The sequence below is a fragment of the Erwinia sp. HDF1-3R genome (assembly GCF_039621855.1).
Taxonomy (GTDB): Bacteria; Pseudomonadota; Gammaproteobacteria; order Enterobacterales; family Enterobacteriaceae; genus Erwinia.
This window is the reverse complement of the sequence record NZ_CP155071.1, coordinates 517,488-543,198: the sequence shown is the minus strand read 5'-3', so window position 1 is coordinate 543,198 and position 25,711 is coordinate 517,488. Positions and strand designations below refer to the sequence as shown.

The 25,711-nt window shown below is 54.7% G+C and carries 18 protein-coding genes and 8 pseudogenes; 8 read left to right on the top strand and 18 right to left on the bottom strand.

What is annotated here, in order from left to right; all coding sequences use genetic code 11:
• Positions 1-156: 156 nt before the first annotated feature.
• The 5 genes and pseudogenes from AAGR22_RS02380 to AAGR22_RS02360 all read right to left on the bottom strand — a co-directional run bounded on the left by AAGR22_RS02380 (position 157) and on the right by AAGR22_RS02360 (position 3,959).
• Positions 157-534, bottom strand: coding sequence for an acetyltransferase (locus tag AAGR22_RS02380; RefSeq protein ID WP_345830045.1), 378 nt, complete (start codon positions 532-534; stop codon positions 157-159).
• Positions 531-2,813, bottom strand: a pseudogene (locus tag AAGR22_RS02375) (conjugative transfer ATPase); the annotation flags it as partial. The gene AAGR22_RS02380 and the pseudogene AAGR22_RS02375, both read right to left, overlap by 4 nt.
• Positions 2,814-2,892: 79 nt before the next feature.
• Positions 2,893-3,135 carry a TIGR03758 family integrating conjugative element protein gene (locus AAGR22_RS02370; protein WP_284885867.1) on the bottom strand — a complete coding sequence of 81 codons (243 nt, stop codon included), beginning with the start codon at positions 3,133-3,135 and terminating at the stop codon, positions 2,893-2,895.
• Positions 3,135-3,482 (bottom strand): RAQPRD family integrative conjugative element protein, encoded by a 348-nt coding sequence (locus AAGR22_RS02365; protein WP_345830044.1) that lies wholly within the window; start codon positions 3,480-3,482, stop codon positions 3,135-3,137. Before AAGR22_RS02365 ends, AAGR22_RS02370 begins: the two co-directional genes overlap by 1 nt.
• A gap of 117 nt (positions 3,483-3,599) precedes the next feature.
• Positions 3,600-3,959: a hypothetical protein gene (locus tag AAGR22_RS02360; protein ID WP_345830042.1), complete on the bottom strand. Its 360-nt coding sequence runs from the start codon at positions 3,957-3,959 to the stop codon at positions 3,600-3,602.
• A 133-nt stretch (positions 3,960-4,092) separates the two neighbouring features.
• Between AAGR22_RS02360 and AAGR22_RS02355 the strand changes: the two are divergent.
• The 8 genes and pseudogenes from AAGR22_RS02355 to AAGR22_RS02320 form a co-directional block, all read left to right on the top strand.
• Positions 4,093-4,663 (top strand): annotated as a pseudogene (locus AAGR22_RS02355) (hypothetical protein); the annotation flags it as partial.
• Positions 4,664-4,803: 140 nt separating this feature from the next.
• Positions 4,804-4,929 (top strand): annotated as a pseudogene (locus tag AAGR22_RS02350) (transposase); the annotation flags it as partial.
• A gap of 39 nt (positions 4,930-4,968) precedes the next feature.
• Positions 4,969-5,479: pseudogene (locus AAGR22_RS02345) on the top strand (transposase); the annotation flags it as partial.
• A 494-nt stretch (positions 5,480-5,973) separates the two neighbouring features.
• On the top strand, positions 5,974-7,368 hold the full coding sequence (locus AAGR22_RS02340; protein WP_345830040.1) for an efflux transporter outer membrane subunit: 1,395 nt from the start codon (positions 5,974-5,976) through the stop codon (positions 7,366-7,368).
• Positions 7,369-7,371: 3 nt separating this feature from the next.
• Entirely contained in the window at positions 7,372-8,541 is a 1,170-nt protein-coding gene (locus AAGR22_RS02335; protein ID WP_345830038.1) for an efflux RND transporter periplasmic adaptor subunit, read from the top strand.
• Complete coding sequence (locus AAGR22_RS02330) at positions 8,538-11,642, top strand: efflux RND transporter permease subunit (RefSeq protein ID WP_345830036.1); 3,105 nt, start codon at positions 8,538-8,540, stop codon at positions 11,640-11,642. The genes AAGR22_RS02335 and AAGR22_RS02330 overlap by 4 nt, the downstream gene beginning before the upstream one ends.
• Positions 11,643-11,697: 55 nt before the next feature.
• The gene (locus AAGR22_RS02325; RefSeq protein ID WP_345830034.1) at positions 11,698-12,387 is read left to right on the top strand and encodes a heavy metal response regulator transcription factor; all 690 of its coding nucleotides are present in this window, start codon (positions 11,698-11,700) and stop codon (positions 12,385-12,387) included.
• A 20-nt stretch (positions 12,388-12,407) separates the two neighbouring features.
• Entirely contained in the window at positions 12,408-13,778 is a 1,371-nt protein-coding gene (locus tag AAGR22_RS02320) for a heavy metal sensor histidine kinase (RefSeq protein WP_345830032.1), read from the top strand.
• A gap of 39 nt (positions 13,779-13,817) precedes the next feature.
• On the opposite strand, the pseudogene AAGR22_RS02315 reads toward AAGR22_RS02320, so the two are convergent.
• The 13 genes and pseudogenes from AAGR22_RS02315 to AAGR22_RS02255 all read right to left on the bottom strand — a co-directional run.
• Positions 13,818-13,952, bottom strand: a pseudogene (locus AAGR22_RS02315) (YbiU family protein); the annotation flags it as partial.
• An 82-nt stretch (positions 13,953-14,034) separates the two neighbouring features.
• Positions 14,035-14,418 (bottom strand): annotated as a pseudogene (locus tag AAGR22_RS02310) (IS66 family transposase); the annotation flags it as partial.
• Positions 14,419-14,466: 48 nt separating this feature from the next.
• Positions 14,467-14,812, bottom strand: a pseudogene (gene tnpB / locus AAGR22_RS02305) (IS66 family insertion sequence element accessory protein TnpB).
• A gap of 966 nt (positions 14,813-15,778) precedes the next feature.
• Positions 15,779-16,537 (bottom strand): TIGR03747 family integrating conjugative element membrane protein, encoded by a 759-nt coding sequence (locus tag AAGR22_RS02300; RefSeq protein ID WP_006785966.1) that lies wholly within the window; start codon positions 16,535-16,537, stop codon positions 15,779-15,781.
• Positions 16,530-18,629, bottom strand: coding sequence for a type IV conjugative transfer system coupling protein TraD (gene traD / locus AAGR22_RS02295; protein ID WP_345830021.1), 2,100 nt, complete (start codon positions 18,627-18,629; stop codon positions 16,530-16,532). Before traD ends, AAGR22_RS02300 begins: the two co-directional genes overlap by 8 nt.
• A 387-nt stretch (positions 18,630-19,016) precedes the next feature.
• Positions 19,017-19,640 (bottom strand): annotated as a pseudogene (locus AAGR22_RS02290) (TIGR03759 family integrating conjugative element protein); the annotation flags it as partial.
• 11 nt (positions 19,641-19,651) lie between these two features.
• Positions 19,652-20,404, bottom strand: coding sequence for a hypothetical protein (locus AAGR22_RS02285; protein WP_345830019.1), 753 nt, complete (start codon positions 20,402-20,404; stop codon positions 19,652-19,654).
• On the bottom strand, positions 20,401-21,066 hold the full coding sequence (locus AAGR22_RS02280) for a PilL N-terminal domain-containing protein (protein ID WP_345830018.1): 666 nt from the start codon (positions 21,064-21,066) through the stop codon (positions 20,401-20,403). The genes AAGR22_RS02285 and AAGR22_RS02280 overlap by 4 nt, the downstream gene beginning before the upstream one ends.
• 136 nt (positions 21,067-21,202) lie before the next feature.
• A complete protein-coding gene (locus AAGR22_RS02275) occupies positions 21,203-21,451 on the bottom strand; it encodes a DUF2442 domain-containing protein (RefSeq protein WP_345830017.1) in 249 nt (82 codons plus the stop codon).
• Positions 21,435-21,677, bottom strand: a complete 243-nt coding sequence (locus AAGR22_RS02270; RefSeq protein WP_016807972.1) for a DUF4160 domain-containing protein — start codon at positions 21,675-21,677, stop codon at positions 21,435-21,437. The genes AAGR22_RS02275 and AAGR22_RS02270 overlap by 17 nt, the downstream gene beginning before the upstream one ends.
• A gap of 63 nt (positions 21,678-21,740) precedes the next feature.
• A complete protein-coding gene (locus AAGR22_RS02265; RefSeq protein WP_345830011.1) occupies positions 21,741-22,277 on the bottom strand; it encodes a single-stranded DNA-binding protein in 537 nt (178 codons plus the stop codon).
• Positions 22,278-22,337: 60 nt separating this feature from the next.
• On the bottom strand, positions 22,338-22,808 hold the full coding sequence (locus AAGR22_RS02260; RefSeq protein WP_016807974.1) for an STY4534 family ICE replication protein: 471 nt from the start codon (positions 22,806-22,808) through the stop codon (positions 22,338-22,340).
• 634 nt (positions 22,809-23,442) lie between these two features.
• Positions 23,443-25,710 (bottom strand): STY4526/YPO1902 family pathogenicity island replication protein, encoded by a 2,268-nt coding sequence (locus AAGR22_RS02255; RefSeq protein WP_345830005.1) that lies wholly within the window; start codon positions 25,708-25,710, stop codon positions 23,443-23,445.
• Position 25,711 lies beyond the last annotated feature (1 nt).

Genomic DNA, 25,711 nt, shown 5'->3' with positions numbered 1-25,711 from the left:
TCTTCAATGCCATACGGACAAGTAAAAAAATAAACCCTAAAAATCTGTTACTTATGGCTGGGTTCACACCAGTAAAAAAAAACCGGCCCTGGCGGCCGGTATAAAAAACATTATGTTATTTTTATTATCATGCCCCTGGTGAAGGCAAGTCTGTAGTTATACGTCAAGCCCGTTGATCCACAGCATCAGGTACACCAGATCGGCTGAATCCGGCACCGTGATATACCAGCGCGGATGCGCGTACTCCTCTTCCTGCGGCCAGCTTGCCTGCCCCGTCACGGTGATAAGAATATTTACCGCCTGCTTCAGCTTTCCCTCAAGATAGATGGCCACGCTGCTGCTGAGACCCACCCGGTGAGGGTGACAGGTCATTTTGACCGGCCCGCTCAGACGCTGCCTGAGCATTGCCCGCAGCCTCACCAGGTGCTGATGGGTCGCCGGGAGCACGCCGGGCTCCCCCTGAGGCGACAGGGTGAAAAGCGCACCGCCACTGTGCTCATGAATGGCGGGTTCAGAGTACTTCAGTGTCATCATACCGTGGCAGGCTCCTGTTGTTTCTCCGTCAGGCCGCGCAGACGGTCCAGATTCTGCGCGACGCGTTTTGCCGCCTCCAGTTCGCTGCAGTGAAATTCATTCATCAGCGCCCGGCGTTCGGCTTTCTCCTCTTTTTCCGTCATGCCCAGAGCCAGGAAGAGACTCGGCGGCACGGCACGAAACAGTGCTTCGATCCGTTTCGCCAGCACCACGCCTTCCGTATAACAACCCGACAGTTTACTGGCGGAAAGCAGCACCGATTCCTGCTCCGGCGTGAGCGCGCGGAAACGGCTGATATCTTTGACCTCCTCCGGGGGCATGGTCAGACAAATCCACCATTCCGCCATGTTCAGCATTTTTTCGGCAATATCCGGGTAGTCTTTAAGGTTCTGGGTGGCCAGCCACAGCCAGGCACCGAGCTTACGCCACATCTTGACCACCTTCGTCATGTAGGGCGACAGCAGCGGGTTGACCGTCACGATATGCGCCTCATCCACCGTGAAGACAATATCCCGGCCCAGGAACTGGTCACGCTCCGCGATGTTGTTGATCATGTTGGTCATCGAGACCATGGTCAGGGCCATCTGCGCCTCGTAACCCTCACGCGCCAGATGCCCCAGGTCGACCAGCGTCACGTCCGCTTCCGGCCACAGCTCCCCTTCGCGGTTGAACAGCTCCGCTTCAAAGCTCCCGGCCTGAGTGAACATGCCCAGGGATTCCGCCATTTCCGCCGCTTTCGCCTTGCGCTGAGCATTGCGGACATTGATGACGCCCTCATCGTTGTCAGAGGCAATGTCGTACAGCGCCTTCTGCAGGTCAGACGGCAGCATCTGCCGCCCTTCCTTATACGTGGCATGTGCCGCCATCAGCAGCGCCTCACGTATCATCGCCCTGTCGGCACGCTTAAGGTCAGCCTCTTCTTTCGGGTCGCCGCCGGTGATCATCATGCGCGCGGAGATTTCCATTTCACCGAGAACGTCACGCTTGTCATCCTCGCCATCGTCGTCCGTGTCGATATCCGGCAGGTCGCTCTCATCCACGGCCTGGGCGGCCAGGCCTTCTTCCACCAGTTTGTGAGCATCAGCAAACGGCGGCAGACTGACGCCGCTCCCGGGTTTGACGCTGATTTTATTCACCGTCAGCCTGAGGCTGTCAAAGAAGTCGGCCAGCAGGCCGAACGAGTTCCCGGCCTCCGCAATAAACAGCCGCGGACGATGGACGGCCATCAACTGGGAGAGCGCGGCACACAACGTGGCCGACTTGCCCGCCCCGGTCGGGCCGAACAACAGCAGATGCGCGTTCTGGGTGCGGTCGAGCTTGTTGAGCGGATCGAATGTCAGGCTATCCCCGCCGCGGTTGAAAAAGCTGAAGCCGGGGCGCCCCGTGCCGGTTTCCCTCCCGGTTACCGGCAAAAGACCTGCCAGGTGCTGAACCCATGTCAGACGGGTATACCAGTGTTTTTTGTCGCTGTCCGGGTTAAAGCACATCGGCAGCGCCCGCAGCCAGCTGTTCAGCGGACCTTCTTCAAACTCCGGCCGTACCGGCTGCAGACCGGCCCCGAGCAATACGGTGGACAGCTCCAGCCGCTTGCGCTTCAGGCTGGTCATGTCATCGCCGCGCAGCAGGAAGGTGATCCCCGCCCGGTACAGCTTGTGCCGGTTGCCCAGATACTCTTTTACCGTCTTCACATCCTGGCGGACGCGGCCCGACTCGGTATTCTCACCGACCGCATTTTTCGACAGCCGGTTAAACTGCTCTTCAAGCCGGTCCTGGGGCTGCACCACCACGGTCATGCACACCATGGTCCCTTCCGGAAACATATCCATCAGGGCATTAATTTTCTTTTCACCCCGGCTTTTCTCGCCGGTCAGGGTGCCCGGCTCCGGCGGTGTACGCAGTTTTTCCACCGCCACCGCGCAGTGCGGCTTGTTGTCAATCCACCACACGCCGTTTTCCGGGTCGGAGACCGGCGGCGTGAACCACAGGGTTTCGGCAAAATCATTGCTGACCGGCACGGTGCCTTCAGGTGTCTCGCGCGGGTCTGCGTAAGCAGCCTGCCGATAGAGCGTGGTTTTCTCCACCCAGTCCGGTGACGGATTGAACAGCCGCAGCAGCCAGCCATGCACCTGCAGGCCGTTCTGCCGGGTGCAGCGGATCCCCGCCCCGCCCAGGGCATTAACGACCCGGTCGCACACCTGGTTGAGCATCGCCACCGGCGGCATCGGATCCCGGCTTTTCCCCAGCCAGCGATAAACAACCATCCGGGTGCGGCGCTGCTGGCGAGATGGCGCAGGCGGGTAACTACAAACTCAGATTGATACATGCAATTAATCTCCTGACTTAACGTTTTGAAAGGGTTTAACTGGCAAACATCCAGATACATACCACCAGGAGCAGCACGGTGCGGACCGCGAAGCGACCCAGTGCCGCGTCCCGCACTTTGGTGTTACTCCAGCCGGTCCAGACATCCGACAGCGCCCACGCGGCCCATAAAAAAAGAAATGCCAGCAGTGCTCCGATGCAGAGCAGATGAAGGATGTTCACATCAAGACTGCCGGAGCCGGCTTTAAACGCGTTCGTTTGTTCGGATGTCATGGGCATCAGGGCCGTTCCCGCCGGTAATTACCGGCCACAAAAGACGGGTCACGCGGTTGCGCGCGGGAGGGCTCCAGATAGCGGTCAATGCCGCTGCGGATGGTGTTGAGATCGGATGTGGCCTGACGGTAATCAAAGAAAAAGCGGCCACGGTCAGCCGGGTCGGCCTGTGCAGCCGCCACGCGGGCCCGTTCAAACGAAGCCTGAACCTGGTCCAGCTGACGCTGAACAGACGCAAGTTCGTCTTTCTCGGATGCCTGTGCAGCAGCTGATGCCAGAAAGGTCAGCAATACCAGGCCAGTGATGCCCGGGATACGACGGTTGCGCCGCATGACCGGACGATGTGAGTTCATACGCACCTCCAGAAGGATTAAGGGGTGCGGACAGCATGCGGAAGGGGGAGCGTCGGGTCAGCGATAAACCCTAAACAGGATTTTGAAAATTAATCGGTAAGGCGGCCGGAGTCGGATTTATTCATCATATTCCGCGGCAACCCAGGTACTTCCCCCTTTTGATGTGGTCACGGTTGTGACCAGAAAGATATGCCCTTCAAGGCCTTTTTCTGAAAAATCGATCCCGCCGTCTTTGGGGGTATATCGTGTCGTTCCGTCCCCCTGACGGAACGCTGACAGCCTGTAACGATGCGAATTATCAAGAGACGTCATATAACAGACAAGATGGCCGGCCGTAGATTTATTGGACCATATTTTGAAATCCAGACGTGCCTGCCATGTTCCCTCAGGTATATTTTTCCAGTCATATTCTCTAGGTTCGAAGCCTTCCCGCAATGCCATTTCGTAGGTCAGGCCTCTCTTTGCCTCTTCAGCCATGTTCTGGTTCCTCTTTTATTCATTCAGTTCTAAACGTAATAAAAACAGCCCCGATGTGACACAGCAAGCTATCCGGGGATAAGCTGTATTATGCTGTTTATAATTCAGAGATCTGATAAGGGAGTACAGGAGCATGAGTGAAACGAATGGCCTCAGAATTGCCCTGTCGCCGGTGCAGCTGGCAGCCACACTTTCAGAAAAAGTATCAGCGAAGGTGAAACCCTCAGCAACCGTTTATGGGGCGGACTGGGTCTGGCAGGCGGCGTGGTGGAAATGTTCGGTGCCGGTGTGATGTGCGTGGTTCCGGAGCCCACAATGTTAACCAAAGCAGGGTGTGTCGTCGTCGGCACGCACAGCCTTGATACCGTCCAGGCTTCATTTCACCAGATATGGAGCGTCAGACAGATAAATACAGACACCTACCATTCAGCGGTTCTGTTGGCAGAATCGCTGGGTGCTGATCGCGATACGGCTTTAAAATCGGCATGACAGTGGATCTTGCCATTCCAGTTGGCTTCTCCGTGGCGGTGGGGGCTGTGCGTGTTGTGGCCGTCAGGTCAGGAAGAATCAAACTGGCTGAGCATGAATCAATGACGGGGCAGCATCCAGACGGTCACACGCTTGATAGACATAAAGGTAAAATACCTGAAGAGCTTGTTGCCAGACATCAACACCGTCCCGCCCTTTATGCTGCCAGCTCATTCATGAAGCTGAATGAAGCTGAGGTTTTAAATTAAGCGTGCATCCAGTGTTGTCTGATAATTTCTCATGATATTAAAGAATATCGCGTCCATCATTTTAATGGACACAGTTTATGGAACATTCTTCTATCTGACATTCAAAGCGCCGCCCTAATTTCCCTCTCGATTTTAAAATCAAGGTGGTTTATCAGGCGCTCCAGCCCGGCGTATATATTGCCTCACTCGCCAGAACATATGGTATCAATGACAACTTACTGTTTAACTGGCGTAAACTTAAAAGGCCATTTAACTCGCTGACTATTTTGAGTGGAAAAGTACACGCTGACAACACGCCCGTGCCGGTTCTGCTGCCGGGGAATAAGGAGTCCAAAACCGGGCGGCTGTGGGTGTATGTGCGGGATGACCGCAGCGCCGTATCATTATAACCGGCGGCGGTCTGGTTCGGCTACTCCCCGGACAGAAAGGGAGTCCACCCGCAGGCGCACCTGTCTGACTTTAGGGGTGTCCTGCAGGCGGATGCCTATGCGGGGTTCAATGAACTTTATAAAGCCGTTCGTGAAGCCGGAACCATCACGGAAGCCGTGTGCTGGACGCACGCATGGCGAAAGATCCACGACGTACATGTCCGTACGCCGTCGGCGACAACCGAAGAAGTGCTGCACCGCATCGGCGAACTGTAGTGATATCCGCGGGCAGCCGGCCACGCTGCGACTTGTGCTGAGAGTTATTGCCGACTGGCCATCAAACCAGGTGCATGAGCTGCTGCCCTGGAATATCGATATCTCCTCCGAGAAAATAATTATTACGGCCTTCGGCTGACGCTTGCGTATAGTTCAGGGTGCCGGGAAGAGGTAGCCAGTTGCAGATGGATGCGCAGGATATAGTCTAACTCCTTTCCTGGCTCAGAGGCAAACTGCTACAGGGTAAGACAGATTTTTTCATTTTGTTTTAACAGCATTTTTACCCTTCCTTGTCAGCCCATCAATGCTTCTTCAATAACTTGTCCTGCAAACCATTACCCCTAACCTGCCTCGTTAATACTATCTGATAATGTCATCAACTTTTCTCAACTAAAAGGCGCATGGAGGCCATCGAAAAGGATCATTTTAGCTGCAGCGCAGGATCGCCTGCCCGGGCCGCAGGCTATTACTTCGTCACCTGACTAAAACAGGATGATTACAGGATTGTAATCTTCCTGTTTGCTTTCTATCACCCTGCGTAGCGTATAACGATTTATACAACAAACAGTGATATGTCCGGCTCGCGCTTAGCAGATATGGGCCAGGTTTGGGAGCTCAGGAGAACGTTAAATCATGAATACCTTCAGTCGATTATGTGGTTCGCTTCTACTATCCCTGGCTGCAAGTGGATGCTCAGCTCTGGTGCCAGCTTACCATCGTCCTTCCGTGCCCCTCGCACAAAACTGGTCTTCCCGGATTGAAGCCAATCCTGCCACCAGACCACCGGCGGGTGGGCCCTGGTGGCAGAATTTCAACAGCAGTGAATTGAACGCGTTAATGACGCAGGGATTAAAAAATAATGATTCCCTAAAGGCAGCTTACAGCCGCGTTGAAGAAGCTCTGGGCACTGCTGAGATTGCCGGGGCTCCTCGCTACCCTGCGCTCGCGCTCGGGGGGCTTTATACCCGACAAAACAATTTTTCCACGACCAGAAAAACCAGTGTCTACGGCCAGGCCACCTACGAAACAGACTTCTGGGGTAAAAACCAGGATAAATACCATTCTGCCGATGAACTCGCGACTGCCTCTCTATTTGACGCCGAGACGGTCAGGATGACGCTGGCCGCCAGCATCGCCGATACCTATTTCCAACTGATGTCTCTGGATGAACGCATTCAGCTGGCACAACGAATTTCCAGTGACCAGCAGCATATTCTTACTCTTGTACAAACGCAGGTCAGATACGGCGCGGGGTCGAATCTAGAGATTCAGCAACAACTCAACGTGTTGCAAACCTATCAGGCTACCGTTTATTCCCTGCAACAACAGCGCGATCAGACCCGGTTTGCCCTGGCGGTACTGGTTGGCAAAACCCCCGAAGCGTTTAACGTCAGTCATACCAATCTGAACGCGGTGACAGAACCGGCGCCACAGTTGTCATTTCCGGCCAGTCTGATGCGACGGCGGCCAGATATTCAGGCAGCGGAAGCGAGGCTGATTTCCACCCAGTACGATATCGGCGCGGCACGTGCCAGCTTTCTCCCCGATATTGTTGTCACGCCACTGGCGGGAATAAACACGCTGGCAGGCACCTCTATATGGAGCCTGATAGGGACATTAACCCAGCCTGTGTTTAGTGGAGGCACCCTGAGTGGGCAGTTGCATTTCGACAAAGCGCATTCACAGGAGATGGCTCAGACCTATAAACAGACGCTGCTTACCGCGTTTCAGGATGTCGAGACGCAGATCAGCGCCGTCAATCAGTTTACTGTGGCTGACAGATTGAACAATGCAGCCGTCGCCTCAGCACGCGAGGCGAACCGCCTGGCACTTATTCAGTACAAATTAGGCAGTATTGATTATCAAACCCTGTTAACCGTTGAGCGTACGCTCTATCAGACGCAGGACACCCGCTTGCAGGTCAAACTACAACGTCTGCAAGCGTCCGTAGGACTTTTCCGCGCGCTGGGTGGTGATTTCTCTACGCCGCGCTCTTCCCCTTCAATAGCAAATTCACAGATAGGGTAAACCGTGTCTAAAACCTACAGCAAATTGAGAGGCAAGTCAGCGAGTCGCGCGCGCGCGTTTCTCCTGGCCGTTCTGGCGATTTTACTTATTAGCGCTATCGTCTGTCTGGGCAAGGCAACTGCAGCAACAGCCAAAGTGGCTGGCGATAGCCCGGTTCCCATTGGCATTAAAAGCGTTGAGACCAAAACTCTTCCCATATCGATCGCCGAAATTGGTAACGTGCAGGCGCTAAACACGGTGAATGTGAAAGTTCGGGCTGATGGGGAGCTGCAACATGTCTATTTCACAGAAGGTCAGTGGGTTCATGCGGGTGAATTGCTCGCACAGGTCGATCCCCGGATTTATCAGGCCCAGTTACTGCAGGCCAGGGCAACAATGGAGAAAGACCAGGCTCAACTGGCAAGTACGCTGGTTGATTACACGCGTGCCAGCAAGCTTGCAGCGGCCGGTGCGGGTCCAATTCAGACAGCGGACACGTTAAAGGCACAGGTTTCGGCTATTAAGGCCGCTATCGACGGCGATAAAGCCAACGTTGATATTGCGCAGTTACAGCTGGGCTATACCCGCGTCACTGCGCCTATTTCCGGCCGTGCGGGACAACGACAGATCGATGCAGGCTCAATCGTTCATGGGTCTGATGCTAACGGACTGGTAACCATCACCCAGATCAATCCCGTTTCGGTCGCCTTTTCCGTTCCGCAGGGCGAGTTACCCACCATTCTGAAAGCCAATGCCAAAACACCGCTAAAGGTCTATGCACTTACGCGTGATGAAAGGCATGAAATTGCCGAAGGCACCCTCTCGTTTATTGACAGCCAGGTGGCTGGCACGAGCGGACAAATCCAGCTAAAAGCTCTTTTCACCAATGAAGATAAGGCGTTATGGCCAGGAGAACTTATCAGCGTCAGGCTGATTGAAGGCGAGATCCCGAATGCGAATGTGGTTCCCGTGTCAGCGGTACAACAGGGACAGGAGGGTAGCTTTGTTTACCTGGTTAAGCCCGATAATACCGTTGCAGTACAGTGGGTTAAAACGGGTGAAACCGTTGACGGCATGCAACAAATTATTTCAGGGCTTAATCCAGGTCAACGCGTAGCGTCGAGTGGTCAGTTCCGACTCACCGCCGGCGAAAAGGTGTCCCCCCTCCCCCCCTCACAGGGCGTCGCGCAATGAATCTTTTCAAACTGTTTATTCAACGCTACATTGGCACCTCACTGGTTGCGATAGGTGTGATGCTACTCGGCGTAGTGGCTTACTTCCTGCTGCCTGTGGCGGCGTTGCCACAGGTGGATTTTCCTACCATTCAGATCTCCGCCAAACTGCCAGGCGCCAGCGCCGAAACAATGGCCACCTCTGTCGCCACGCCGCTTGAAAAGGCGCTGTCGTCAGTACCCGATGTATCATCTATGACCTCTTCAAGCTCCACTGGTGTGACACAGATTGCGCTTCAGATGGACCTGTCACGCGATATTAATGCCGCCGTGCAGGACGTACAAACCGCTATGACCTCGGCCAATGGTTCACTGCCAAAGGATATGACCGATCCGCCAACGCTGCATAAGGTGAACCCGGCAGAGGCAACCCTTATCTCTCTGGCGCTGACCTCTCCTGAGCACACCCTTCCGCAGCTTGACGAATATACCGAGCACTATCTGGGCCAACAGATTTCACAGATGCCCGGTGTCGGACTGGTCGACTTTCATGGACAGCAGCATCCAGCGGTGCGTATTCAGATTGATCCGGATTCGCTGGCGGCGCATGGCATGACCCTGGAAGACGTGCGCAGCATTGTCGGTATCAGTACAGTTGACATGCCGAAGGGCAACATCAGCGGTCCCGCACGCAATATGGTCCTTAACAGTACCGACCAACTGCTGAAGACGTCACAATATAAAGAGCTGGTCGTGGCCTATAAGAATGGAATGCCTATTCATCTCAGCGATCTGGGGAGGGTCATTGATTCATCGGAAGATACCCACGAGGCGGCTTTTTTTCACGATCGGCCATCGATCATTATGGACGTGCATAAGCAGGCTGGGTTTAACGTCGTCGATACCGTTAACAATATCAAATCGCACCTGCCACAGCTAACCGCTTCACTTCCGAAAGATGTGAAAGTTGATATGATCGGTGATCGTACACAAACCATTAATGCCTCAATCAAGGATGTACAGTTTACGCTGCTACTTTCTATCATATTGGTTGTTATGGTGATTTTTATCTTTCTTAGAAACGTCACCGCGACCCTTATCCCGTCGATTACCATTCCCCTGTCATTAATGGCAACCTTTGGCGTGATGTACCTGCTCGGCTACAGTCTTGATAACCTCTCGGTCATGGCGCTTTCTATTGCAGTCGGCTTTGTCGTTGATGACGCCGTCGTGGTCATGGAAAATATCTATCGGCATATGGAAATGGGTAAAAATCCCTTTCAGGCATCCATCGACGGCGTGCATGAAGTTGGATTTACCATCGTTTCAATGACCCTGTCGCTTATTACCGTTTTTGTCCCCATCCTGCTCATGGGCGGTATTGTCGGCCGTTTATTCCGTGAGTTCGCCGCGACCATAAGCATTGCCGTGCTGATGTCCGGCATAGTGGCGCTGACCGTGATCCCCATGCTCAGCGCACGCGTTTTGAAACCGCACAGCGAAGAAAAGCACGGCCGTTTCTTCCAGCTCACAGAGGCAGTATTTGACCGAATGCTATCTGGCTATCGTCGGTGTCTCGACTGGGTACTGGGCCACCAACGCATAACGTTAGGGGTTACCCTGCTGACGCTTGCGCTGACAGTCATACTGTATGTCGTCATCCCGAAAGGTTTTTTCCCTCAGCAGGATACGGGCATGATAACCGGAATAGTACAGGCTGCACCGGATATCGGGTTTGAACAAATGCGCACTCAGGTTGGGCAGATGGCACACATTGCCGAGGCAGATCCTGCGGTTATGAATGTGCGTTACTGGGTAGGTGCCAACCCGACGCTAAGTCAGGGTCACATGATTATCAGCCTTAAGCCTTTTTCACAACGACATGACAATGCAGCCGCTGTTATCGCCCGTCTTAATCAGAAGACCAAAAGTTTGCCGGGTGCCGTACTTTACCTGCAGGCCCAGCAGGATATCCAGGTCGGCGCCCGCGTCAGTAAGACACAATTTCAATATACGTTACAGTCGGCTAACAGCACTGAACTGAGTCAGTGGTCTGGCATACTGCTCGCAAAACTACAAAAACTGCCGCAGTTGACCGATGTCACGTCGGATCAGCAGGCTCAGGCCCCACAGACCACACTCGTTATTGATCGTCAGCTGGCCTCGCGTCTCGGCGTCAGTGCGCAGGACATTGATAACGCGTTATATGATGCTTTCGGACAGCGCCAGATCGCAACCATGTATACGCAGATCGACCAGGACCACGTGATACTTGAACTTGACCCCAGTTGGCAGGAAAACAGCGATAGCCTTAAACATCTTTATGTGCGATCAAGCCTGTCGCAGAACCTCGTTTCGATGGATATCCTTGGTCATTTCACCAGCGGTCTGGCCCCTGTTACGGTCAATCATCAGGGGCCATTCCCAGCGGTAACGTTGTCTTTCAATCTTAAACCTGGCCAGTCACTGGGTAAAGCTGTCACCGCCGTACAAAACACGACGTTGCAGGCCGGTCTGCCAGATGATATCAGTGCCAGCTTTCAGGGCGCAGCCCAGTCGTTCCAGAGTTCGCTAAAATCGCAGCCCTGGCTTATTCTTTCAGCCATTATCGCTGTTTATATTCTTCTGGGCGTGCTGTATGAGAATGCCATTCATCCGCTGACTATTATCTCTACCTTGCCCTCAGCAGGCATCGGCGCACTGGGAGCCCTGATGTTGACCGGGCAGGATTTGTCGATCATGGGCATGATTGGGATCCTGCTTCTGGTCGGCATCGTTAAAAAGAACGCCATCATGATGGTGGACTTTGCACTGGCTGCCGAACGTAATGAGGGGCTATCACCTTATGAAGCTATCCGTCAAGGATGCCTGCTGCGCTTCAGGCCGATCATGATGACCACGATGGCTGCGCTTCTCGGCGCGGTTCCGCTGGCACTGGGTACGGGGGCAGGCTCTGAGCTCCGCCAGCCTCTTGGCATTGCGATTGTCGGCGGACTGGTGGTGTCTCAGGCACTGACACTGTTTACCACGCCGGTGGTGTACTTATGGTTCAGCCGCTGGACGGTGAGGCCAGGTCAGTCTGGCGTCGCACTGGATGATAAGCGGGCAGCTCCCCCAGCTTAATAGAACATACGTATCAGTGTTGCAGGCAACGTGGTTGACTGATTTAGGAGGTGTCATGAGGGTATTACTTGTTGAAGACCAGAGAATGGCGTCTGAATATATTGCTAAGGGATTGATGGAAAATAATTTTGTCGTTGATGTCGCCCTTAATGGCGTTGACGGGCTACATTTTCTGCTCAGTAATGACTATGACCTGGCAATTCTCGACGTCATGCTGCCGGGTATTGATGGCTGGAAAGTTTTCGAGATATTGCGTCAGACCGGCAAGCAAACTCCGATAATGTTTCTTACCGCGCGAGACGACGTTGAAGACAGAGTTCGCGGACTCGAATTAGGGGCTGAAGACTACCTGATCAAACCCTTCTCCTTTAGTGAACTGCTCGCCAGAGTGCGGGTGATCCTGCGCCGTCAGAATGCCCACCGGCCTGCTGTCGAAGAGAGTCTGCTGCAGGTCAGCGATCTCACGCTCGACCTGCTTAAACACAAAGTGACACGTGGTAACACCCGTATTGAACTGACGCAGAAAGAATTTCTGCTGTTAAGTCTGCTTATGCGCCGCACGGGCGAGGTGGTTTCGCGCACCGTACTAGCCGAGCAGGTCTGGGAAATGAACTTCGACCCTGAAACCAATGTTATCGATGTCGCGATCCGTCGATTACGCAGTAAAATAGATGAGGGTTTTGAACATAAATTACTGCACACCCTGCGCGGTGCGGGATATGTGCTGGAACTACAGCTATCATGAATGCATTAAGAAATTTGTCGATGACCCTGCGTCTCACGCTCTATTTTTCAGTGACCATGGCTATCGTATTGTATTGCGTGTCGGGCATGCTTTACTCGACAATGCGTACACAGCTTAATCAAAAGGATGAGCAGGAGCTGAAGAGCTCCCTACAGTTTCAGGGAAAGATAGCATCGATCATCAGCCAGAGACGCGGGATTGAAGAACCCTGGCAGACCGAACTGTTAGAATTTGTCGCCCTGCAGGAACGACTGTCACTACGTATAATCAGCCCTGACGGCAGGGTTTATTCTCAAACAAAAAATATGCGTATACCCCGGTCTGACTTTTTAGAGCCGACGAAAGCCTTCAGCTACAGTTCGTGGCGCTACCATGCTGGCGGACACACAGAGAAATACCTGATCACTTCAACATTGTTCAAGCTTAACGACAATCAAAAGTGGGTGGTTCAGGCGGCACTCAACGTTTCAAAAAATAATAAAATTATTGAGAGCTATTACCACACCATGCAAGTTTTCGCCGCAATCGCCATTGCCGCCTTCGCGGCAATCGGCTATTGTCTGGCGCGTCGGGGGCTTTCTCCACTGCGTAAGATTAGCAGCGCAATCGCCAGGATTCATGCCGAAGATCTGCACAGACGCATTTCCACACAGCGCTGGCCAAATGAGCTCAATGAACTGGCGACGTCATTCGACCAGATGATGACGCGGCTTGAAGCCTCATTCCAGCAGTTGAATCGCTTTTCATCCGATATCGCCCACGAGCTGCGTGCCCCCATTAATAATCTTATTTCAGTTGCCAGTGTCACCCAAAGCAAAGATCGCAGCAGAGCAGAGTATCAGGATGCGCTGGCTGAGATTGTTGAGGAAGGCGAACGCCTGTCCCGCACCATTTCATCAATGCTGTTTTTGGCCCGCGCAGATAACCGACGTGAAATATTGTCCAAAGAGACGCTGCGGAGCCAGCATGAATTTGAAAAACTGATCGACTTTTATGATGTTTTAGCTGAGGAGAAAAATATCAGCCTTAAAAGCACGGGCGATATCATCCTGAGAGCCGATCCTCATCTTTTGCAACGCGCACTCTCGAATTTACTTTCAAATGCCATACGCCACACGGGTCTAAATGGGCAAATTATACTCTCAGCCCACAGTGACGAACATTTTACGTATTTAAGCGTCAAGGATAACGGAGAAGGTATAGCCGCCGGACATCTGCCTTATATTTTCGATCGATTCTACCGCATTGATGTTGCGCGAACCGAAGCAGAGAATACAGGTCTGGGATTATCAATCGTCAAAACCATTACTGAACTGCATCATGGTAAGGTGCTGGTCGAAAGTGCAACAGCAGCAGGATGCCTGTTTACCATCGTATTGCCCAGGGATTGACTAAAAGCCCCCCGTAACAACAAACTTTCCCTCCTCTCAAAGTTCATCGTCAGGAACATCTTTCAGTAGTGGGTCTATCAGAAGACAAGCCATGGCTTCTGTCACCGGAACCACATGCATCAATCCCTGATCGATCTGCATGTCAGAAAGCGCCGCCCAGCTCTGAAAGGTACGTAAGCGTAGAGCGAGAGCCGTATTAACCGGGATGCATTATTCAGTTGCCAGTGCGATGCGTTAGGGCATCCTCACCCAGTTAACTCAGCGAGCCACCACAGTCCGGACAGCACGACTCTGCAGGCAACAGCCGTTTCTCGTCACGGGGGAGAGATTCGGGGAATGGTGTACGGGTGCGGGTATGACGCAGTGGACGTTGAACCTCCGGATCATCTACCCGCCCGGAGGGAGTGTTACTTTCTGTCTGAAGCGCCTTCAGGTCAGCATCCATCTGTGCGATACGGCGGGAGGCATTTTTGGAACGACTACCGAAGTTCATCCGGCGGAGCTTATACGGTTGCGCCTGCAGGTGGTCTATCTCGCGTTCACGATCGGCCAGTTTTTCCAGCAGGGCACGGTTCAGCGCTTCCTGTTCGGCCAGACGCTTTTTCAGCAGAAGGATGTCGTCAGACGAGGTATCATTCATAAGCCCTATTTTACCAGGCTTGTTCTGCAACAACTAGGATATAGAGATTTACAGCATGGTCAGAGATGTGAGCAACCGCTTCGGCTGTCGCCAGTCGATGCCTTCCATCAACATCGCCAGTTGTGCTGGCGTCAGGAACACTTTGCCATCACCAGCGGACGGCCAGGCGAAGCGCCCACGCTTCAGCCGTTTGGTAGCAGGCACAGCCCGTCGCCAGTAGACCACAGCAGTACGACCTGACTGCCACTGCGGCCCCGGAAGATGAAGGCGTGGCCGGACATCGTGTCGTCTTTTAGTGCCGTCTACACTTTTGCAGCAGGTGGTTGAAGCCGTTGCACTTGTCAGTGATGTCAGCAACCAGCCTGATTTTGGTCCCGGGGGGTAACAAGGGCATCGCTTCACTTCCTATATCAGCAGAGTCAGAAGCTTTTCGCTGACAGTGCCATTGAGACGGAGTATCCCGTGCCGAAACGTTACCTCACAGCTGATACTGAGGGCTTCCGGGTCCTCTGCAGGCGGTTCTGGCTGTACGGCAGCGGCATCGAGAATCACAGGAAGTAGCTGAGGACTATCTGAAGAAGGTAACAGGAGCTTTCCCTCGTACCATTGCTGGCGCCATTTGAACAGCAGATTGATGTTGATGCCATTTTCAAGCGCAAGTTTTGAGATGGATATTCCGGGTTCGCAGAGGTGGCAACGAGCTGCTGTTTAAACTCAGGAGAATAATTAGGGCAGCCTTTTCGACTGCAGGGAGTCACATTTTTCTGCATATCAGACAATTTGGTTCCCAATACTTATTTGGTGGACACCACTTTGTCGGATACATCAGATTATGACCAGACGGCTCTCGCTGTATGCTTACGTTTTGACTACAAAGGTGATCAGAGTGCATAAAATGAAATATAGATGTTGGGCAAATTCCAGCCCGGGGTATTCCCTGGAGAAAAAACATCTATGTATTTTACATATCCTACTGGGATTGTAATTAAAAGAGGAAGTTCAGAAGCGAGAAATTGCTATCGCATTGAGGTATGGCTGGAACTATCCCAAGATAATGGTAAGCCTTGTTTCATTCTGACATCTATGCCACTGGAGTGAACCATGCCCATAAATGCGTTGAGGAATTTCTATCGCTGGGAGAACAATTAAACAACACCTTTCGTATGAAATATGGTGATTATTTCGACCCTTTACTCTGGGATACAGCACCTTATGACTTCCTTATGCTGGTCAGGTACCGGGTGAAAGAGGCTACGCGCATGACAGATAAATACTGACGCGCCTGACCCCGTGTGCGCATGGCTTGTCTGCTGACGGCAGGCGCGCAAAACACGTTTTGCACGCCTCCGTCCAGCCCTGATTAAAGATACTTCTTGAATGAGGCAGTGGTCACGGTAACGGCTATACCCAGCAGGACAGCCGCCGGCAGTAACAGCAGATTGGGGTAGACTGCAGTAGGCCAGGAAAGGTACAGCATGGCGGGCACCACAGCTGCCGGTTTGACCAGCTTCTTGGCATGGTGATAGACAAAAGAACTTTCATACCCCGCCCCGTAACGCCGCAGATCACGCCGCCCCAGCCCCTCAACCAGAGCCACCACTACGACCAGCACAAACAGCGGCACGGACAGCACCAGGATGGTGACGCGTACCAGGGTGATAATGCTTATCCATACCGTGGCCAGCAGGTATTCACGCAGGTAGCCGGCAAGCCAGCCGCTCCAGCTGTTGATTTCCCGGGTGACGGCATTGTCACTATGCATCTGGTGCGCATACTGCTGCCGGACCCAGTCCAGGAAGCCACTGTCCACAAAGGCCCACTGATAGGCAGTGCTCACCCAGCGCACAACCGTCACCGATGGCTCAGACAGCAGCAGGCTGCGGGTGAACTCTGTGGACAGCCACCCCAGCTCGGTGTTCATAACCGCTTCACTGTGCGCCGCCCCGGCTTCCGGCCAGAAGAAGGCGATGCCGATATATTCAATCAGCAGGCTCAGCAGCAGCGAGGACAGCACCACGCCCACCAGGGCCCACGGCCAGCCCCAGAGCAGGTTATACAGAATGCCGTGCTTGCGTTCCGGCAGCGTCTGCTGCTGTGGGGGACGTTTTACCTCAGCCATTCTCCCCTCCTGCGACCGGCACGTTCAGGGCTGGACCGTCCCGCCACCAGGATTCGCCGCTGTGATAGCTGCGACGCATCTCCTCCGCTATTTTCTCGATGCTTTCCGGCATCAGCACATCATCAGCATCCCCGGCAGGCAGCGGCATGCGGATTTTCCACAGTTGCCCGCCTTCCAGCAGGGCAAACGCCTGCCCTTTCGGCAGCGTCACGATATCGGCCGGCTCCAGCAGCGGGACTTTTACCGTCCCGACGCGGTCCTGGGTGCTTGAAGTAAAGTCCTGGTCAGCATTGACATCTGCCGTGTCCTGGTGCCCGGAGACCAGCGTTTTGGTGTAAATTTCCACCTGCGGCAGCTGCGTGGTCAGCAGCTCGGCGGTGCGGTTTTCCCTGACGCGCAGCATAATCAGGTTGTTAAAGTTACCCTGTACCTGGGTCGTCTTGGCCGCATTCCCGATGCGGGCCTCAATATCAGAAGACGTCTGGGTATAGGCCGTTGCCTGCATGCCGGCACCGCCACCTTTGTTGATGAGAGGGATAAACTCATCGCCCATCAGCTCGTTAAACTCATCGCAGTGCAGGTTAATCAGGGACTTCCCTTCTTTCCCGCCAGGCAGGCCCGCATTGATACCGTGTTTGTAGATATGGCCGGCCACGCTCACCAGATCGGCGAACATGGAATTGCCCACCGCGCTCGCTACCATACTGTCACTGAGCGCATCGAGCCCCACATACACCACAGCCTTTTTACGGATGATTTGCTCCCAGTCAAATATGGGCCGTGAGTCATCCATATCGAGATAGTCGGGAGCCAGCAGTTCAGCGGTTTTGCCGGTGGTCAGTTTTTCCAGCAGCGGCAGCAGGGATGCCACGATTTTGTCAAAGTAAGTGCGGTCATAACGCACCGCTGAGCGCAGCCCGTCGAGGATGGGATCGTAGAGTTTTTTACCCTCCTCAGAACTCAGCGCAACCTCGATGGCCCAGATGCGTAACGCATCCGGCTGTCCCTGCATGTTACGGGGCACGTCGTCCTCGCCCAGCACCTGCTGATTATTCTCAATCTGCGTCTGCAGAGAGGGCAGTTGCTCATGAATGATTTTCTCGGCGTAGCGGATATAGAGATCGGCGATATTGTTCACGTAGCGCATAATCAGCGTATAGTCAGGGCGTTCACCCAGGGCAACCAGCGCACGGGCAATAATGTTGACGAACCGCCAGGCAAATTCACGAAAGGCGGCATTATTGCCTTCCCCTGAAAGCTGACCGGCCACGCGGGACGCCACCTCTGACACGCGACCAAAACGCCCGACGGCATTATAACGGGCTGAAATTTCAGGCCAGCCGAGATGAAAGATATACAACTCATTCCCGCGCCCGGCCCGGTGGGCCTCTGCCCAGACGCGTTTCATCAGGTCTGCGTCACCTTTCGGATCAAACACGATGGTGACTTCACCCCGCCGGATATCCTGGGTGACCAGCAGCTCTGCCAGCCGGGTCTTCCCGACGCGCGTGGTGCCGTACACCACCGTATGGCCTACGCGCTCCCCCAGAGCCAGGGTGACGTCTTTTTCGTCGGGCTCGATGCCGTGCAGCGCCGGATTCCCGCCCACCGGTGGTAATGGCCGCACCGGGTTCAGCGGCGTATCGGCACTCAGCAGCTTACCCAGCCAGGGCAGACGGTGCTCTGTCATCATTTCGAGCTGACGCGCCCCCAGGTAAAAGCGGTTTGGCTGCAGGTAACGTGCCACTTCAGGGCGCAGCGTATCCTGCAGGCGCTGGGTGTGTTTCTGCGTCCAGCGGAACCCCCGGCCGAGAAACAGGCGACGATGACTGACGGGGATCTGTTTAGTGCTCATGACATAGCGCGGCAGACGGCGGAGATTCCGGCGGTAACGAATAATCTTCATCCCCTGATGCGTGCGGGTGACGGCCAGCGCCGCAAACCCGGCTGCGGTGACATAGCTGACAGACGGAGCCAGAGCGACAGCCCAGGGTGCCTGGACACAGACATACGCCGCCATGCCCGATACCACGGCGGTATTCAGCTCAACGGCCGGACGCAGCAGAGCTTCAATGACGTAACGGTTACTCATCGTCTGCCTCCTTTATAATTTTACCGTCGGCCATGCGGATATACGCCCCTTTGCGGAGCCGGCTTCCCTGCAGGGCTGAGAGTGATAACGCAGGGCATCCGCCAGTAAGCGCCAGAGCACATACAGGACATTCGACAGAATGAAAAAAATGATCCATATGGTCCGCAATGACAGCAGGTAATTGTTCGCCACGGTTTCTGTGGAGACGGCAGTGACGGTGCAGGCTGCCGGCTTTGCCTCAGGTGGAGTCGCATTATCAGGCACCGGGCATTCCTCCCTCATGTAGTGCCCGGGCGGCGCGGTGCGCCATGCCGTTGCCTCCTTATGCAGTGCGTCGTTAAGGTCACTGACCGGATGGCCGAAAACAAGCCAGGCGAGCAGGAGGATAAGCGTGATCTGGCGCCTGCGGACCTTTTCCACGGGAATGTGATGGTCCCGCGCCCAGCTGCGAAGCGCATCATCACTGCCCTGGCTGTCGACCAGATAGATGTCCACTGGCCGGTTGTCAGCCAGCACGGCAGACAGTTTCGCGTCGCAGGTGGCGCAGTCTTTTGACCTGACGAACAGCGCCAGCCGGCCGCCACTGTCGTGCGCCACGCCGGAGGCGTTCCCCATATTGACCGGCAGTGTGCCCGGATACAGGCGCTGCCAGGCCGCGTTCACCTCACGCTGGAAATCAAGCTCTTTCTGGGTGCGGGCAAACTCTTCCTTCACCCACTTTTCAGCAAACTTACGGCGCTCTGCCGGCGTCTGCGCCTCGATACCGAGGGTGGAAAGCGGATCGAGACCCGGCGACTGGATACCCCGGGGTCCCTTCATCAGCTGCTGATAACGCTGATAATCGTCGGCACTGAGTCCCCACTGACCGGCCTGCTGCTGCAGGTTTTGCTGTGCGGAGTCCGCCCGTTGTGTTGATTCCTGTCGGCTGACATCCGTCTGTCCTGGTGTGGTCGCGGCCAGGGTCAGGGGACTCAGCAGCATGGCGGTTAAAAAGGGATGTTTCAGTTTCATCATTCGCTCCGTTATTCTGCTCTGAGCACGGTCAGGCGGCCATTAACCCGAAACGTCGCCTCACCATAACCGGCACTGACCAGCGTCCAGCCGGCAACGGTTTCGCCCTCTCCGACCAGGGCCACCTGCGACAGGCTGCTGTAGCCCCGGGGCGCGATGGCAGCCCAGGACTCTGCCCCCCGCTTCTCCACGCCCGTCAGCACAAAAGGCGCATTGCGGGCCACGCGAAGGGACGGAGCAGCACGACGTGTGTCAGCGGGACGAGGCTTCTTTGCAGCAGGCTCGTTTTTTTTGACCGGTGCGGCGACAGGCGCGGCGGGTACGGGTTGTGTTTTCAGCGCTGTCAGCTGCTCAGTGAGCGCACTCAGGCGGGTTTCCAGCCCCTGCTGTGCCTCCTGGAGGGTTCGCAATGACTGACGCATGGCGTCTTCGCTACCGGCCTGTTTCGCTGCTGCGCTCAGCTCCTGCTGCATCTCACCAAGTTTTTTCCGGGTGTCCTGCAGACCGGTTCTGAGCATGGTCACATCTGACTGCAGGGCCGCGACTGTCTCAACAGTGGCCGCTGTACTGCCCTGAGATTCAAGGCGTGTAAGGCGTTCATCAAGGTTCGATATGCTCAGACTGAAGGCGGTGTAGCCCAGCGCCAGAATGCCGGCCAGCGCCACACCGCCGGCAGCGCCCCAGATGAGGCGGCGGCGTGGACGCCAGCTGAATCTTTTACGGGCCGGAGTGGGGTCAGTATGGAATGGTTGCTGTTCGCTCATTTTCTCAGAAACCCTCCGCTGACAGGTTTAACGGGGACGGACTGAGGGGCGCTGATGGCCGGTTGTGACACGGCTGACGGCGCAGGCGTGGACCAGCTGCTGACCGGCGGCGGAAGCTGGGAGACCGGCAGCTGGTAGCCGTCGCGCAGGCTGTGGCAGACCACACGCTGTACATCATCCACCTCAAGCTGCCAGGCCGGACCGGCCAGGACCTGCAGGGCAGTACGCAGGCGCATCGGGCCCAGCTGGTACTGAACCGCTGGCAATGCCTGGCGGTAAAGCACGCCGTTGGCGGAGCCGGTCGCGCACAGGGAATAACCGGACTGGCGCAGGGCGTAACGCAGCGCATCCGCCACGGTAGGATGCAGGGATGACGGGATGCGAATATCAATAATCTGCGAGAGAGGGTCACGCTGGGCCGCCTGCGGATCGGTACTGACCAGCAGATAACGATCGTAGCGCACCACTTCCGGCGTCCGCGCATACTCGTCCGGAGAGACCGGCTGAACGTTGCGGGTGACGGTGGTGCCGGGTGTCGGGTCGGCAGGCGCGCGGTGCTGCAACTTTTGCGGCTGGGAAACACAGCCCGCAAGGAGCAGCAGGGGAAGAACAGTGGCAAGCCTGCCTGGTGAAAATATGTTGTGAGAGGTGTTACGTTTCATCCGGAATTTTCCTGTACAGTGATAAAACAGCCCTCACTGTGCGGAATCGGTCCGGTTTCACTCAATTAACAACTGATTTTCCGTTGATGAAAAAAAACGCCGGCAAAAGCCAGCGTTTTTCACTAATAGCGCGCTGTCAGGCTACTTTATGGGGACGATGGGTCACATCGCCGCGGCCTTCAAGCAAACCCGCAACAGAAATGTCTTCGTCCAGCGCGTCCCAGTGGATACCACGGGGACTCAGTTCATAGCTGTTAAGCTGTTCAGTTGAAGCATGCAACAGGCATGGAAACCATGCCAGCGGCACACCGATGGTACGGGCGTCGTTGAGTTCAACCCACATCGTGGCCTCATCGAAGCTGACCCGTTTAGCTGAAATAGTCATTCCAGGCCTCCAGAAACAATGCTTGGTTATCTTCAACGATCCCCGTCAGTTCTTTTAATACCCGTGAATTAAACCCATCGTTACTGGCCAGTGCCACTGATGGCGTTAACCAGAATTTGGCTTCACTACCTGCTTTCATTACGTGAATGTGTGCAGGTTCGAGCGGGTTACCTTCATTAGAATAAAAAAAGAACCGGAAACCGTTGATCCTCAGTATAACAGGCATGTCAGTTATCCTTAAATGCTGACCGGATTATGTGTAAGTTCAGAGCAACTGCCCAAAGGCTGTTCAGAGTGCATGGATTGCCGATTTTGGTACTCCATACCCGAATCCAATGAACGGTATATCGTCATCGAAGTCCATCGGTGGCGCACCGGCACTGCTGCCGGAAGCCTGGCCACTGTGAGTCGGTCCGGAAGGTTGCTGAGGCTGGCCCCAGTCATTCCGGGGAGACGTATTCTGACCGCTGCCGGACTGCCGACCGCCAAGCATCTGCATGGTGCCACCAATATTGACCACCACCTCTGTGGTGTATTTCTCCTGGCCGGCCTGATCGGTCCATTTGCGAGTGCGCAGCTGGCCCTCGATGTAAACCTGGGAGCCTTTGCGCAGATATTCACCCGCAATTTCTGCCAGCTTGCCGAAAATAACCACCCGATGCCATTCGGTCACTTCTTTCTGTTCGCCGGACTGCTTATCGCGCCAGCTCTCAGACGTGGCCAGAGAAAGGGTGGCAACTGCACTGCCGTTAGGAATATAACGCACTTCAGGATCCTGGCCGAGGTTTCCGACAAGAATCACCTTGTTAACGCCGCGTGAGGACATAATCATTTCTCCTGTAAGGAATAAAGAAACACCCCGCGAACGGGGTGTGTCAGGTGCGCATCAGAATGAGTTTTCTGCGTAGTTTTGTTGTGCGGCAGAGCCATTCTGCGGCGGCACGGAGTCAGATTTTTCAGTCTTGTAGACCATGTCCTGGCCTATTTTGATCCAGTCCACCTTTATCAGGCGGGCTTTCAGACTGACACGCTGTTCGCCGGCATGCTCGCCCTTGTTCAGCGTAAATATGTCCGTGGACGGATTACTCAGGTTAAAGCCCAACAGGACTTTTTTGTCTTCATCGACGGCTTTCTGGCAGCGGGCGATAAGGCTGGTAGCCTCTTTACCTGCGACAGAAATGTCAAAACGGACGTAGGCCGGATTGTCAGTCGGACCACTCAGTGCATTGATTACGCAGCTGAGGAACGAGCCATTCTGATGGTTAACCTGGCGGATGTTGCTGAGATACCCGATGCCTTTAATAGTCAGGTTGAAGTACTCAGATTTTGCAGATGCAGAAGTATTGTTTGCAGACATGATGTTTTCTCCATGGAGGTAAAAATAGGTACGACGGAGAAACCATCTGCCCTGACGGGAGTGGTTTCCCGTCGGGGGTCAGGATCGGTTGAATCCTGAGAGTCTGGTATGTTGAAGGAACCTTCATCGCCGCGTCGTAATGCGCTTGTACAGGCGATATCTGCTTTCAAAGGTGCGCAGATGTACCAAAGTTTGCTCCCTTTCAGGTTACAGGAGCTTTCGCTGTAGCCACCCGAAGGCGATTCTCACAGGCTACTGAATCATTGGTGGTCGTATGAACGACGGTTTAGCACTTTTATAATTAAACCGTCCTCCCGGAATGTCAACGGTCAAAATGGAAAACGTGATCCGTAAAAATAAAAGGGCACCGTTTCCGGTGCCCTGGGGTCAGTGCCTTAACCTGCGGTCGTCTCATCTGTCTCCGGGGAATAATCCCGACGCGGTTTTCACGGAGTGCATGCGTCTTACAGGTCAGTTAGTGTGCAATACTTCCTGCCAGGCCTGCTGAGGGTAAATCCCGTTAAAGTTTACCTTACAGCACCGTGGCCAGCGGGGCACCTATGCATCAAAGCCTGGCAACAATAGCAGAACCCGCCCCTGGGTTGTACAGTGAAATAGTTCAATACTGCGCGGATTATTCTGTTTTAGCCTTAACCGATGTTTTTTTACGCTTCGCTGCTTTCTTCTTACCTGTACTGATAATTCCCTCACAGTCCGGATAGCGTATGCACCCCCAGAAATCACCATTTTTACCTTTACGTTTACGTGTGGGGCCTTTACATAACGGGCAGGGAGGCGTGACGGGAGCGGTGATTTTCACACTGTCCTGGCGGCCTTTTTCGACAAGGTGACGGGTCCACTGCAGCTGCTTTTGCATAAAGACCGCAAGCGACATTTTCCCCTGCGAAATATCATCCAGTGCCTGCTCCCATAATGCCGTCATACCAGGGCTCGTCAGCGTTTCCGGCAGGGCCGCAATCAGCTCCCGTGCCATCTGCGTTGAGTGGATGTGCTTCCCTTTTTTCTCCAGATAGTGTCGTTTGAAGAGGGTTTCAAGCACGGCCGCACGCGTCGCCTCTGTGCCCAGACCTGCGTTATCACGCAGCACTTTCTTCAGCTTCGGGTCACTGACGAAACTGGCCGCGTTCTTCATGGCAGCAATCAGCGTCCCCTCTGTGAACGGTTTAGGCGGAGTGGTTTTCATATCCTTAACCTCAGCACCGGTGACAGCGCAAATATCCCCTTTTGCCAGCGCCGGCAGCGCCATACTGTCACCGTCGACGTCCTCTTCATCGTCATCTTTTTCAGCCTGGAACAATGACTTCCAGCCCGTCACCACACCGACTTTCCCGCGTGTACGGAACAGCTGGCCACCGATATTAAAAGACGCCTCCGTCACGTCAGATTCCTGCAGCGGAAGGAACTGGGCGAAATAATGCTGGCGAATCAGATGGTAGACCTTCAGCTCATCGGCGCTGAGGCGCGACAAATCAAATGCCTGTCGGGTGGGAATGATGGCATGGTGCGCGGTGATTTTCTTGTCATTCCAGACACGCGAGACAAACTGCCTGTCCAGCTGATTCAGTACCGGGGCCACAGCGGGATCGGATTTTGCCACTGCCGCCAGAACGTCGGGTATTTCCTGCTGCATCGAAGTTGGAAGGAAACCGCAGTCTGTCCGGGGGTAGGTGGTCGCTTTATGGGTTTCGTAAAGTGCCTGAGCAATGGCGAGCACATCATTTGCGCCCATGCCGAATTTTCGGGAACAGACCTGCTGAAGGGTGCCTAGGTCAAAACAGAGCGGCGCAGCCGTTTTCTCCCGCTTCTGGGTCACCTCCAGTACAGCAGCCCTGCCCTGCTGCTGACAAAGCTGTCCCACCGCCCGGGCTGCCTGAGGATTGATGCAACGCTTTTCCTCGTCACAGTACTGCTCAACGGGCACCCAGCCAGCCCGGAACCGGACACCCTCTTTTTCAATAAGCGCATGTACCTGCCACCAGGGCTTTGGCACGAAGGACGTGATTTCATTATCCCGGTTAACCACCATGGCAAGCGTCGGCGTCTGTACCCGCCCGACGGACAGCACTTCTGACACCCCTGATTCACGGGCTTTGAGAGTATAAAGGCGGGTCAGGTTCATACCGATGAGCCAGTCAGCCTGGCTCCGGCCCTTGCCGGCATCATACAGCAGAGCTGTTTTTTCTCCGGGAAGAATATTGCCCAGTGCTTCCTTCACACTGGCCTCATCCAGGGCTGATAACCAGAGCCGGCGCACCGCGCCGCTGTAGCGGCAGTATTCCAGCAGCTCACGCGCGATAACTTCTCCCTCGCGGTCGGCATCGGTGGCGATGACTACCTCAGACGCCTTTTTGAGCAGATTACTGATAACGGTGAACTGCGATTTTGTCTGATCTTTGACGACCATTTTCCAGGCCTCAGGCAGCAAAGGCAGAACATCGGCACGCCATGGCCTGCCATACTGCTCGCCATAGGCTTCAGGGCTGGCAGTTTCGAGTAAATGGCCGACCGCCCAGGTCACAACGATGTTACCGGCAATACGACGGCGGGCCGCCACGTCCGTACTGGAGAGCCCAAAGTAATTGGCCATCAGTTCAATGGAGCCGCCCAGCGCCAGTGCCCGATCGATACGCTGGAGTCGTTTCTGTTCCGTCCGGGCCTGCTGCAGCATGCGCACCAGATTGCCGTGATTGATGCCCACACTGATGATCGACACCTCACTGCCGGAAAGGTAGTGAAGCTCTTCGAGCGAGAGCCCCTGCAGCATCTGCATTTCCTCGCGGTTCAGTCCCAGCGATTCGCAGCGGCGCAGATAGCCACTTCTGAGATCCATAACCAGCTGCATCAGCAATCCGTTGGCAGCCTGAGATAAACTGTTCATCATT